The 13079-nt window shown below is 49.1% G+C and carries 12 protein-coding genes; all 12 read left to right on the top strand.

Annotation, left to right across the window (positions count from 1 at the left end):
* Positions 1–215 precede the first annotated feature (215 nt).
* The 12 genes from panB (at position 216) to H583_RS0115490 (ending at position 13074) form a co-directional block, all read left to right on the top strand.
* Positions 216–1079 (top strand): 3-methyl-2-oxobutanoate hydroxymethyltransferase, encoded by an 864-nt coding sequence (gene panB, locus H583_RS0115550; protein ID WP_028561255.1) that lies wholly within the window; start codon positions 216–218, stop codon positions 1077–1079.
* On the top strand, positions 1079–1972 hold the full coding sequence (panC, locus tag H583_RS0115545; RefSeq protein ID WP_028561254.1) for a pantoate--beta-alanine ligase: 894 nt from the start codon (positions 1079–1081) through the stop codon (positions 1970–1972). Before panB ends, panC begins: the two co-directional genes overlap by 1 nt.
* On the top strand, positions 1965–2348 hold the full coding sequence (gene panD / locus H583_RS0115540; protein ID WP_028561253.1) for an aspartate 1-decarboxylase: 384 nt from the start codon (positions 1965–1967) through the stop codon (positions 2346–2348). The genes panC and panD overlap by 8 nt, the downstream gene beginning before the upstream one ends.
* Before the next feature lie 189 nt (positions 2349–2537).
* Positions 2538–3221, top strand: a complete 684-nt coding sequence (locus H583_RS0115530) for a hypothetical protein (protein WP_028561252.1) — start codon at positions 2538–2540, stop codon at positions 3219–3221.
* Between the two features lie 14 nt (positions 3222–3235).
* Positions 3236–6106, top strand: coding sequence for an ATP-dependent DNA helicase DinG (dinG, locus tag H583_RS0115525; RefSeq protein ID WP_028561251.1), 2871 nt, complete (start codon positions 3236–3238; stop codon positions 6104–6106).
* Entirely contained in the window at positions 6103–6744 is a 642-nt protein-coding gene (locus H583_RS0115520; RefSeq protein ID WP_028561250.1) for a redox-sensing transcriptional repressor Rex, read from the top strand. Before dinG ends, H583_RS0115520 begins: the two co-directional genes overlap by 4 nt.
* Complete coding sequence (locus H583_RS0115515; RefSeq protein ID WP_028561249.1) at positions 6741–8045, top strand: amidohydrolase; 1305 nt, start codon at positions 6741–6743, stop codon at positions 8043–8045. Before H583_RS0115520 ends, H583_RS0115515 begins: the two co-directional genes overlap by 4 nt.
* Before the next feature lie 26 nt (positions 8046–8071).
* Positions 8072–8575, top strand: a complete 504-nt coding sequence (locus tag H583_RS0115510) for a cell wall elongation regulator TseB-like domain-containing protein (RefSeq protein WP_028561248.1) — start codon at positions 8072–8074, stop codon at positions 8573–8575.
* Positions 8576–8715: 140 nt separating this feature from the next.
* Positions 8716–9249: a heavy-metal-associated domain-containing protein gene (locus H583_RS0115505; RefSeq protein WP_028561247.1), complete on the top strand. Its 534-nt coding sequence runs from the start codon at positions 8716–8718 to the stop codon at positions 9247–9249.
* A complete protein-coding gene (locus tag H583_RS0115500; protein ID WP_028561246.1) occupies positions 9242–10750 on the top strand; it encodes an AAA family ATPase in 1509 nt (502 codons plus the stop codon). Before H583_RS0115505 ends, H583_RS0115500 begins: the two co-directional genes overlap by 8 nt.
* 243 nt (positions 10751–10993) lie before the next feature.
* Positions 10994–11866: a 3-hydroxyacyl-CoA dehydrogenase family protein gene (locus H583_RS0115495; RefSeq protein ID WP_028561245.1), complete on the top strand. Its 873-nt coding sequence runs from the start codon at positions 10994–10996 to the stop codon at positions 11864–11866.
* Positions 11863–13074 (top strand): acetate kinase, encoded by a 1212-nt coding sequence (locus tag H583_RS0115490; protein WP_028561244.1) that lies wholly within the window; start codon positions 11863–11865, stop codon positions 13072–13074. Before H583_RS0115495 ends, H583_RS0115490 begins: the two co-directional genes overlap by 4 nt.
* Positions 13075–13079: the final 5 nt, after the last annotated feature.

The following is a 13079-nucleotide window of genomic DNA, read 5'->3' as shown; positions in this document are numbered from 1 at the left end:
GCCAGGGCGGAACTGTACTCGTTATCGCCAGAGCAGGGGAATAACAATGACTAACAATCCGGCATGATGATATAGCACAGCGTATTCTGCTCTGAGCCGTTGGGACCGAGACAGAAGGAAGCTCGCAAAAACGAAGTTCCTTTTTGGTTAGGGACCTTTTTAGCAGCGGCTAAAAGGTTTTTTTGTGCATCCTACACTTAAAGGGAGTTGAATGTATGGCTAAGCCGTTAACCGTGTTGAAATCGAAGCAAATGAAAGATAACAAGGAGCCGATCACAGTAATTACCGCTTATGACTATCCGTCTGCGAAGCTGGCAGAGGAAGCAGGGGTGGATATGATACTCGTGGGAGACTCGCTCGGAAATGTCGTCCTCGGCTATGATACCACCATACCGGTTACTGTCGATGATATGGTCTATCACACCAGAGCTGTTGCAAGAGGAGCCGGCTCAACGTTTATAATAGCGGACATGCCGTTTATGTCCTATCATGTAAGCAAGGAAGATACCTTGCGGGCTGCATCCAGATTGATGAAGGAAGGACATGCTACCGCAATCAAGATGGAGGGCGGCACTGAGATTGCAGATGAGGTTGCAGCATGTGTCCGTGCAGGCATTCCTGTCATGGGGCATCTGGGACTGACTCCGCAGTCCATTCATATGTTAAGCGGGTACCGGATACAGGGCAAGGACGAGCAATCAGCGCGCAAGCTGATGGAAGACGCTCTGGCTTTGGAGAAAGCAGGGGCATTTGCGGTGGTGCTGGAGCTTGTAACCGAGCAGGTTGCCGCTGAAATCAGCGCAGCCCTCTCCATTCCGACCATCGGCATTGGCGCAGGACGCGGCTGTGACGGACAAGTGCTCGTATACCATGATTTGTTGCAATACTCATCTCCATACCACCCGAAGAAGTTTGTTAAAAATTATGCGGACATCGGCTCGACCATCCGCAGTGCTATCGAGGGCTACGTCAAGGACGTGAAGACCCGCCAGTTCCCGGCTGAGGAGCATGTATTCACGGCTGCGACAGCAGGAAAGGCGGCAGGTCCTGTCTATGGTTCTGCAAAGGAGAATGGCTGATGCTTATTCGTACAACCATTACCGAGGTCAAAAATGCTGTTGCAGCGTACCGGAGCGAGAACAGAGACGGCATCGTCGGCTTTGTGCCGACGATGGGTTTTCTGCATGAGGGCCATGCCAGCTTAATGCGCCGCTCCAAAGCTGAAAGCGGACTGACAGTGCTCAGCATATTTGTCAATCCGCTGCAGTTTGGGCCGAATGAAGATTTTGAACGCTATCCGCGCAATGTGGAGCGCGATCTGGAGCTTGCCGGCAAGGAGAACGTGGATATTGTATTTATGCCTCCCGTTCAGGAAATGTATCCGAAGCCGGTCAAAACCAAGGTGCTCATATCTGAAGTTACAGACCGCCTGTGCGGAGCATCGCGGCCAGGACATTTTGACGGTGTGGGCACAGTTGTGAGCAAGCTGTTTCATATTATAGGACCTGACCGGGCTTACTTCGGCCTGAAAGATGCGCAGCAAGTGGCCGTGATCGCCAAAATGACAGAGGACCTCAATATTCCGGTTGAAATTGTTCCGTGCGAGACCGTACGTGAGGCAGACGGGCTGGCGCTAAGCTCACGCAATGTATATCTGAATGATGCTGAACGTATCCAGGCAGTGGTGCTGTCACAGGCTCTGAATAAAGCGTCTGAGCTATCCCGCTCTGAGAGCGAGACGCCAGCTTCGCTCCGCGGGAAGCTCGTTCAATATATAACGGAAGCCGCACCACTATCTGACATTGATTATGTTGAAGTTCTTGGGTATCCTGATTTGACAGAGTTGAATAACAATCTGCCTTTGAAGGGCATAAACGAAAGCTGGATTGTTGCGATGGCGGTCCGGTTCGGAAGCACAAGACTTATTGATAACCGATTATTTACTGCGAAAGAGGTGGCCAGCCATGTTTAGGACGATGATGAAATCCAAACTGCACAGGGCGACGGTTACAGAAGCAAATTTGAATTACGTAGGCAGCATTACCATTGATGAAGATTTGATGGAGCTGGCGGATATCTGGGCCAATGAGAAGGTTCAGATCGTAAATAATAATAATGGCGCCCGGCTGGAGACTTATGTCATACCGGGGGAGCGCGGTTCGGGTGTTATCTGTTTGAACGGTGCCGCTGCACGGCTGGTTCAACCCGGTGATAAAGTAATTATTATTGCTTATGCCATGATGACGAATGAGGAAGCGCGCGTGCACAAACCGAAGGTTGTCATTATGAATGACGATAACCGGCCGGCGGAATTGCTGTCGGAAGAAATTCATGCTACTGTCAAATAAGCATCACTTTGTTAATGCTTTGCAAACCGTCTTTTGACCGTATGAAAACAACCGCCGAGACAAAGAATGAGCATACAAATAAATTGCCGGGGGCCCTTGAGAAGTCCGGCAAACAGAAATTGTTGCAGCCGGACTTTTTGCAGCTCGCGGCATAATGCTTATTCTTCTGTCAAGGAGGATGATCTATCCATGTTCAGCCATTTGTTTGCGACCATGAATGAACTGCTTGATGAGCTGATCCAGCGCAATCCGAATGGCATATTAAAGGGTCAGGATGAGGAACAGTTCTCGGTGTTAAAGGCAATGAGTGACAAAATAATGGATGAATGGCTCAGTTTTGAGGAGAAAATTGCACTTTTTAATGATAAAATGCAGGATTCTGTCCCAGAAAAGACGAATATAACTACGATGCCGCTCAAGACGGCTCATGCAGACAAGCTCTCTGCCGCTGCTGTTTCTCCAGTAGCATTGGAGCAATTATTATCAAAAGGACAAGGCTATTTCAAGCTCTATATGTTCCCGGAAGCCGCTGATGCCTTCAATAAAGTGATGGAGCATTCTCCCGATTGCAACCTTGCCAGGCTGTTTCTTGCGATGACATATATGCATATGCAGGAATGGTATGAAGCACAACGGCATTTTCAACTGATTGTCGCACTTACGGATCACCCAAAGTGGCAGGCCCTCGGGCTGAATGCACTTGGCTGCATCCAGGCGATCCGTCAAAATCTGGATCAGGCGGAAGTTTATTTCCAACAAGCCTATGACGCTGATCCGTCATTTGAGGAAACGCTTAGCAATCTTCATGCATGCAAGACCCGGGACGGGCAGTTATCGTTATATTTCGGGAGCGCGAAACTTAGCTGTTTGTGAGAGGGTCGAACCGGATGAAATTTGCAGTATTGGATTTGGAAACGACCGGCAACCAGGCCGATGATGAAATTATACAGGTTGGACTTGTTATTGTTGATGAGTTTTTAAACATTACGGATACGTACAGTTCCTTTGTCAAGCCGACTGTCGAAATTCCGCCTTTTATTACCCAGCTTACCGGAATTCATGATGAAATGGTCGCTGAAGCACCTCCTGTAGAAGAGGTGCTTCTCGCCATGATCCCCCATCTTGCAGATGCAGTTCTTGTAGCCCATAATGTCGGATTTGACGCTGGCTTTCTTAACCAGGCTTTGGATAAAAGCGGTTATATGCCGTTCGTAGGCAGAAGGCTGGATACGATCGATCTGTTGAAATTCCTGTATCCTTCACTAACGACTTATCAGCTTAGCGCAGTATCAGAGATATTTGGCATAACGCATGACCGTCATCATCAGGCAGACAGTGACGCGCTGGCAACGGCGGTGCTGCTGCAAAAATGTGTGGCAAAACTGCGTGATTTGCCGCTTCTCACGCTGCAAAGACTGGCATCATTTTTCAATCCGAATGAGGATTTGGGCTGGTTTATTCACCAGACTCTTTCTTTCAAGGAAAAAGAATCTTCATTAGATGAAAATATGCATTCTTACTTTAGACAGTTTGCTTTGCAGGTTGAAGACTGGACAGAAGAAGAGGCGCCAAGACAGGGGCTTGAGGCCGCAGTTGTGCTGGATGGGCTTGAATTTTCAGATTATATGGAGCTTGTTCGCCAGAAGTTCCGTGAGCAGGTCAAAAATTATGAGGAACGGGAAGCACAAAACCAGATGTTTCAGGAAGTGTACGATGCGCTGGAGACAAGCAGCCATCTGCTGATTGAAGCCGGAACAGGCACTGGAAAATCTCTTGGCTACCTGATTCCCTCTTTATTTTATGGTGTTCGCAATGATAGAAAGATAGTCGTCAGCACACATACCATTAACTTACAGGAACAAATCAGGGAACGTGATATTCCGTTGCTGCAAAAGACAATGCCTTTTGAATTCCGGGCAGCCGTTTTTAAAGGCAGGGGCAATTATTTGTGCTTGCGCAAGTTTGAAGGCAAAGTGAATTTACAGGATTTTATTGCCCCGAACGAAGACCGTATCACTGCGGCTCAAATGATTGTATGGCTTGGCGAGACAGAGCACGGCGATCAGGAGGAACTGCATTTCGGCAATAAAGGCGCGGATTTTTGGGAGACGGTATCCAGTGATGCGGATTCCTGCCTCAACAGGGCCTGCCCGTGGTTTAAGCGCTGCTTCTACCACCGTGCCAAGCAGGAAGCGAACCTTGCGGATGTCATTATTACCAATCATTCGATGCTGTTTACTGATATTCGTGCTGATCATCGTCTTTTGCCAGCTTACGAGCATCTGGTCGTGGATGAGGCACACCACCTTGAAGAGGTGGCGAGCAAGCATCTGGGCTTGCAGGTATCCTACTTCTCCCTTCAGCATCCGCTGCTCAGGCTGTACAAGGATGCCAAGAACGGCATGCTCACAACTTTGCAAGCCAAGCTGCAAAATGAGGATGACGAATACATTGAAGCATGGCATGAGACGATTGACAGCATTCAACCTTATTTGACGGAAATTAAAGAGGGCTGGGACAGGCTTATGGAGCTTCTCTATGCAAGCTGCACAAGCACTGCTCCAGCAGATTCTGTGGAAAATATGCCTGCTGTGCTAAGGCTCAAGCCGGAATCACTGCCTGAAATTTGGCAGGAAGCCGAAATGTTGGAGACGAATCTGCATACCCAGATCAGCAGGATGGCCAAAACGATGGACAAGCTCCTGTCCGAGATTAAGGACCGTTTGGATGACCACTCGATTCAGGCGCTGGTCACGGATTTGAACGGTATCGTCAAGGATCTGAACCGGCTCAAGGATGATCTGCGAACCTTTATCAAGATGGAGGATCAGTCTACCGTATACTGGATTGAGGCTTCAGCCCAGTTTAAGACCAAATCGGTTCACTTGTTTGCCGTACCGGCGGATGTAAGCGGACAGCTCAAAAAGTATTTCTTTGATACGAAAAAGAGCATCACGCTTACGTCCGCAACGTTATCTGTGCAGAAGTCCTTTTCGTATGCTAGTGAACAGCTTGGGCTATGGGAGCATGAGAAGTCAGGACGGCTGAAGACCGTTCAGCTGCCATCGCCGTTCAATTACAGGGAGCAGGCGCTTGTCATTGTTCCTAGAGATTTTCCGGGGTTAAAAGGCCAATCCGCGGACCCGCATTTTATTACCCGACTGACCGAATCGCTTGCCGAGGCAGCGGTGGAGACGGGAGGAAGGATGCTTGTACTATTCACTTCCTATAAAATGTTGAGACAGGCCTATGATCCGCTCAAGGAGCTTTTGGCTCCTTTCAGTATTCAAGTGCTGGGTCAGGGCATTGACAGCGGCAACCGGAGCAAGCTGACGCGGCGCTTCCAGCAAAATCAGGCCTCTGTGCTCCTGGGTACCAGCAGTTTCTGGGAAGGGGTGGATATTCCCGGCGATGCGCTGACTGCTCTTGCGATTGTCAGACTGCCGTTCCAGCCTCCCAACCACCCGCTGGTAGAGGCAAAGGCTGAAATGCTCGTGGAGCAAAAGCAAAATCCGTTTATGAAGCTGTCTATTCCCCAAGCGGTCATTCGCTTTAAACAGGGCTTTGGGCGGCTTGTGCGCAGTGCCCGGGATAAGGGCATCGTGCTTATTTATGATACAAGAGTAATTGAAACCAGATACGGCAAGTTTTTCTTATATTCTCTTCCCGGACCGAAGATTGAATCCATGCATGTGGATAAAATTGTGCCGCGAATGAGAGAATGGCTCGCTACAGAGCAAAAGGAGGAAGAAGGGTGAAGCAGGTGAAAATTTCCGAAGCGGTGGTTCGCCGTCTTCCAATCTACCTTCAATTTTTGAATGAACTGAACAAGCGGGAGGTACAGACGGTATCTTCCCAGGATCTCGGGCAAAGGCTTGATCTGAATCCGGCTCAAATCCGCAAGGATCTGGCCTATTTCGGTGAATTTGGACGCAAGGGGATCGGGTATGATGTCGTCTACCTGATCGAGAAAATCCGGCAAATTCTGAAACTCAACCAGACGCTGCATGTTGCGCTTATAGGAGCAGGCAATCTCGGTCATGCGCTTTGCAACTACAATACGTATATCAATGACAACATGAAGATTACAGCTGTGTTTGATGCGCTTCCTGCCAAAGTCGGAACGCAAATCAACAACCTTACTGTACAGCCGATGACAGATTTGAAGCAGATGGTGGACGAACATAATATTCGAATCGGTATTATTACGGTCCCGGCAGTAGAGGCTCAAAATGTTGCCAATCAGCTTGTAGAGGCGGGTGTAGAAGGCATCTTGAATTTTGCTCCGGTTATTCTGAAAGTGCCTGAAGAGGTGCGCATTCACCATGCTGATTTTACAAGAGAATTGTTAAGCCTGGCTTATTACTTGGATAATGAAGGAGAAGAATCAATATGAGCCGTCTTTGGATTGAGAACGGAATTTTCGTTACGATGGATGATGAGCAGCTTGTCGTTCGCGGACATATGGTGGTCGACAACGATTTGATTACTTATGTTGGGGAGAATGCGCCGGATGCATCATTGACGGAAGGCGCCAAAATCATCAACGGCAAAGGGCAGTTGTTCATGCCGGGGTTGATTAATACGCATGGCCATGCAGCCATGTCATTGCTTCGTGGTTACTCCGATGATGAAACCTTGCAAGTGTGGCTGCAAGATTATATGTGGCCAATGGAAGGCAAATATCAGGATGAAGATACCCGGACCGGGACATCGCTTGCTGTATTGGAAATGCTGAAGAGTGGAACAACAACCTTCGTAGATATGTATGACCGTATGGATATTGTCGCCCAGGTTGTAGAGCAATCCGGTATCCGCGGCTGGCTGACGCGCGGCGCAATCGGCTTGTGCTCTGAAGAAGAACAGCGCGCCAAGCTTGAGGAGGCAGTTGCCTTCGCTAAAAATTGGGACGGCAAAGGGGACGGACGTATCCGCACGATGATGTCCCCGCACGCGCCTTACACGTGCCCGCCTGCTTTTATCGAGAAGTTCGTACAAGCTGCACATGACCTCGATTTGCCGATGCATACCCATATGTCCGAGACGCTTGCGGAAGTGGAGCAAAATGTTCGTGACTATGGCAGCCGTCCTGTTGAGCATCTGCTCAAGCTGGGATTTTTCTCCCGGCCTTCATTTGTCGCACATGGCGTTCATCTGAATGACGAGGAAATCGAAATTCTAAAAGCGCACGAAGTATCGGTTTCCCACAATCCGGCGAGCAATCTGAAGCTGGCCAGCGGCGTAGCGAGAGTGCCTGATTTGCTGAAGGCAGGTGTAACGGTATCGCTTGGAACGGACAGTGCGGCGAGCAATAATAATTTGAATCTCTTCAATGAGATTCGTCTGGCTGCTCTTATTCATAAAGGGGTAAGTGGCGACCCTACCGCAGTTCCGGCTCTGACAGCACTCCGAATGGGAACCGTATACGGGGCACGCACGCTATGGCAGGAGCAGGAGCTTGGCCGCCTGAAGGCGGGCATGAAAGCGGACTTTATCGCCTTGGATATTGAGCAGCCTCATTTTTATCCGCAGACGGATTTTATTTCTCACCTGGTATATGCCGCTTCCGGAAGGGATGTCCTGCATGTATGGGTTAATGGACGCCAGGTTGTGGAGAACCGGCAATGTCTGTTTATCGACGAAGAGCGTGTCCGTCATGAAGCGCAGGCCCGCTTTGAGGCGCTGGGTCAGCGATAATGAGAGTGCGCTCCAGAGCAAGGCTCATGACGCCCGGACGCTGGGTGTTACTCATTGTGACCGTGCTGATGCTTATATTTTTGCTGCTTAACCTATATTACCGCTCGACGCAGCAGGATATTTGGAAGCAGGAGCGTGAGGCGGAGCAAGTTGCCGCGCAGGCTGCCGGCCTTGTCCATATTACGTCTGCAACCAAGCATGTGTGGAATCAGATTGCCTGGATCGTTCAGGGCACTGATGAAAGCGGCGAGGACAAAATGGTCTGGGTTGTTGGCGACAAGGCCGACTCCGTCCTGTCATCCTCAGGTATAAGCAAGGATCAGATTACGGAGAAGGTGCTGGCAAGCAAGCCGGATGCTGATATTATCCGGGTGCAACCGGGTCTGCTGGACGGTGAGAAGATCTGGGAAGTCTTCTATAAGCGCAACGAAACAACTGAAAAGTATTATTATGAATTTTACAAGTTCAGCGACGGTTCATTTATTACAATCTATAATCTGCCGTCCAAATTCTCAGATGGTACGGAGTAGCAGGAGAAGAAAACAGAGCCTGCTCTCCCTTTAATTACAGCCTCCTTCGTATAGATGGCTATGATATACTCTAGTATAGATGTTGTTGATATCTTGCTGGCTTTTATCATAGCAATCCGAAATGAAGGGGGCTTTTTGTAATGCGATTGAAATGGATTCCTACGGTCATTACCGCCGTTATTACAGCGGCTCTTGTTTTCGGTGGATGGTATATATATCAGAGTACAGCGGTCGAGAAACCATTTGAGAAAATGGTTGGCAGTGTGGATGGTGTTCAATCCGCCCAATCGTCGATTGACCGGAATACAATATCCGTGAAGCTGCAGCTTAAACGGGATGCCAATATGGAAGATGTCGTCCATGCAATTAAGGACAAAGGCGATTCTCTCATCGGCGGCCGGGAATTGAAGCTGAGCTTTGATTCTGTTACAAGCAACAAGCTGGAGAAATTGTGGTCTTCCGTGCTGTTTCAGATAGCAGAATCGATGGAAAAGCGTGAATATTCAGGCATTATTGAAGCGATGGACAAGCTTCAGCAGCAAAATCCGGGATTGCAAATCAAAACGGGTATCGATGATTCGAGCGTATATATTACGATGCTGGACGGAGCAACTTCCAAATATATAGTGCTGCCGCGTTTTCCGGCAACGATAGGAGCGTGGAGCCATGCGTAACTTGTGGAAAGAGCTGCTTATTGGTGCAGGTGTTGTTATCGTTGGATTTTTGATTTATATCGGTGTAAATATGCTGCCGCTGCTGCTGGCTGCTATCGTAGGCGGGCTTCTGTTTGCCGGGATTCGCAGCAGAGGGAATCTGGCAACTGCCCAAAGCAGCCGAAGATCTTTGCCTAAAGGTGGTCTGCAATTGTCCTTCGAAGAGATTGGCGGACAGGAGCGGGCCAAGCAGGAACTGATTGAGGCACTGGATTTTCTGGTCAAACCGGATGCGATTATGAAGTTCGGCATTCGCCCGCTCAAGGGCATACTGCTTACCGGACCTCCAGGTACAGGCAAGACACTGCTGGCAAAAGCAGCAGCACAATATACGAATTCTATCTATGTAGCAGCATCAGGCAGCGAGTTTGTGGAGATGTATGTCGGTGTAGGTGCAGGGAGAATCCGCGACCTGTTCAAAGATGCCAGACAAAGAGCAGTCAAAGCAGGAAAAAGCAGTGCCGTCATTTTTATTGACGAAATTGATGTCATTGGCGGCAAGCGTGACGGCGGTCAGCATCGGGAATATGATCAGACGCTCAATCAGCTCCTTACAGAGATGGATGGCATCTACACAACGGATTCACCCAGAATATTGCTTATTGCTGCTACAAACCGCAAGGAGATGCTGGATAGCGCATTGATTCGTCCCGGACGTTTTGACCGTCATATCCAGGTCGATCTGCCCGATAAAAAGGGGCGCCGGCATATTCTAAACATTCATGCGAAGAACAAGCCGCTTGATGAAGCTGTTAATTTGGAGCGTATTGCAGAGGAATCGTTCGGCTTCTCTGGTGCCCAGTTGGAGAGCGTCATGAATGAGGCGGCGATTTACGCCATGCGCGACGATAACGAGTCGATAATGCAGCAGCATTTGTCGATGGCCATTGACAAGGTCATGATGGGTGAGAAGACAGACCGCGAGGCTACGATGGAAGAGCGTGAGCGGATCGCTATGCATGAACTCGGGCATGCGATTTCAGCCGAGCTTGTACGTCCCGGCAGTGTATCTACTGTTGCACTTTCCCCGCGCGGCCAGGCGATGGGCTATGTGAGACATAACCCGGAGCAGGATCAGTATTTGTATACAAAAGATTTTCTGGAGACGCAGATTATGATTGCACTTGGGGGAGCGGCAGCCGAGGAAATCTTTTACGGCAACCGCAGTACCGGTTCCCGTGGCGACTTCGAGCATGCGGTTAACATCGTGCGCACAATGGTTGAATCCGGGCTGACGGAGCTGGGAATTATCGATGGCAGCATGATGACGCCTGACCGCTGGGCGACGATTAGTTCTACCTTATTGGACCAGTTGATGGAGCGGACGAAGGCAATGCTGCTCGAGCGGCGCCATGTATTTTTGAGCTCGCTTGATATTTTGATCCGTGAGGAAACACTTAGCGGGGAACGTTTCAGGAATATTTTGAAAAATAAACAAGATAATGCGCTAACACCTGCATGATTTCGATTTGAATTGCGAATTTTTTTCTACAACTCAAAGGCTATCCTGTCGGATAGTCTTCTTTTCTTGTATAATAGGAAAGGCATAGAGGGCATTTTAAAATATAGCCGGGTCTGCCTTCGGGCGGTCCGCCGCTATTTCACCACGGAACACATGCTTCGCCTTGGCAGGGGGGCATGGCGGTATGTATTTGTGGAATTTTACGCTCTAATGTTTAAATATAACGCTAGGTGGGATTTTGACATGCCAGTACGCAAGGTAGGAGTCGTCGGACTTGGAACAATGGGGCAAGGGATTGCCCAAATGCTTGCTTTTAAAGGATTGGATGTATTCGTCACGGAACGTACGCAAGAGAAGCTGGATTATGCGATTTCGATGATCGATCACAGTCTGGATAAGCAAATGGAAAAATGGGCGCTTACCCAGGCCGAGAAAAAGCTTATTATGAATAAAATTCACCGGACGAACAGTGTGGCTGAATTGAGTCAATGTGAGCTTGTCATTGAGACGGTAACAGAGGATTTGGAAGAGAAAATAAATGTGCTGCGTGAACTTGATTTGCATTGTTCTCCGGATATCATTGTCGCGAGCAATACCTCCACCCTCAGCTTGACAGAACTTGCCGGAGCCACTAAATACCCTGAGCGGGTTATTGGTCTTCATTTCATCCACCCTGTATCCAAAATTGATGTGGTTGAGATTGTACGCGGCTTGAAAACGTCGGAGCAGACGTTCGAGCAAACGAAGCATTTTCTTGAAGAGACCATCAATAAAAAAGGGGTTATGGTGTTTGAATCGCCAGGATTTGTTACAACCCGCCTGATTTGTCTCCATATTAACGAAGCACTGCATGTTCTGGAAGAGGGCGTAGCGTCTGCAGAGGATATCGACAGCGCAATGCGCATCGGTTACTCCTTCCAGCACGGGCCGTTTGAAATGTGCGACCGTTTTGGTCTTGATGCGGTTGTCGCGGCTCTGGACAATATGTTCAGAGAGTATGGAGAGCTGAAGTACCGTCCGTCCATTGTATTGAAGAAAATGGTTCGCGCAGGTCATCTCGGAGTGAAAACAGGAATCGGCTTCTTCAAATACGACAAGAATGGAGATCGGATATGAAAGTACTCGTTATCAATGCAGGAAGTTCCTCGCTAAAATATCAGCTGTATGATATGCGTGAAGAGACCGTTATGGCAAGCGGACGCGTCGAAAGGATCGGAATGGATTCCTCCATTCTGACGCACGAGGTGCCAGACAAGCAGGAAGTTAGAGATGTAAGTGAAATTCTCGATCATGTAACCGCCGTAAAACGGGTTGTCGATATATTGGTTGATCCTGAGCACGGTGTATTGTCTACAATTCATGAAATTCAAGCTGTCGGCCACCGCGTCGTTCATGGTGGAGAGAGCTTTAAACAATCTGTTATTGTAACACCTGAGGTAAAGCTGGAAATCCGCAAGCTGTTCGACCTTGCGCCATTGCATAACCCGGCTCACATGATGGGGATCTCGGCTGTTGAAGCGAATCTGCCGGCTGTGGAACAGGTTGTCGTCTTCGATACCGCATTCCACCAGACGATGCCGCAGACCGCTTACCTGTATCCAATCCCGATGGTGCTTTATCGCCGTCACAAAATTCGCCGCTACGGCTTCCACGGCACTTCGCATCATTATGTGAGCGATCAGGCCGCCCAGCTTCTCGGCAAACCGCTTTCCGAAGTGAAGATGGTATCCTGCCATATCGGCAACGGGGCGAGTGTTACTGCAATTAAAGAAGGCCAATCGGTAGATACAAGCATGGGGCTTACACCGCTTGAAGGTCTGATGATGGGTACGCGCAGCGGTGATATCGACCCGGCGATCGTACCTTTTACCATGAACAAAGAAGAGCTTACGTTGAGCGAAGTCAACTCGATGCTCAACAAGCACTCCGGGCTGCTTGCCATCTCAGGTATCAGCAGTGACATGCGCGAAATTGTACAGGGCATGGATGACGGTGATAAAAATGCGCAGCTTGCATTTGATATGTACGTGTACCGTCTGCGCAAATACATCGGTGCCTATGCAGCGGCCATGAACGGCATGGATGTGCTGATCTTTACTGCCGGTGTTGGAGAAAACTCCGATCGTCTGCGCGCTTCCGTTTGTGAAGGATTAACTTTCCTCGGCATCGAACTGGATGAGGAGCTGAACAAGAAGCGCTCCAAGGAAGCACGTTACATCTCGACTGAGAACTCAAAAATTAAAGTGCTTGTTGTACCAACGAACGAGGAGCTGTTGATTGCACGCGATACGTATGCACTGGTGCAGCAAGCCAAGCAAGCTTAATCGCC

The organism is Paenibacillus pinihumi DSM 23905 = JCM 16419, from assembly GCF_000422505.1.
Lineage (GTDB): Bacteria > Bacillota > Bacilli > Paenibacillales > Paenibacillaceae > Paenibacillus_D > Paenibacillus_D pinihumi.
The sequence above is the reverse complement of the archived record's forward strand: the minus strand, read 5'-3'. Positions and strand labels throughout refer to the sequence as shown.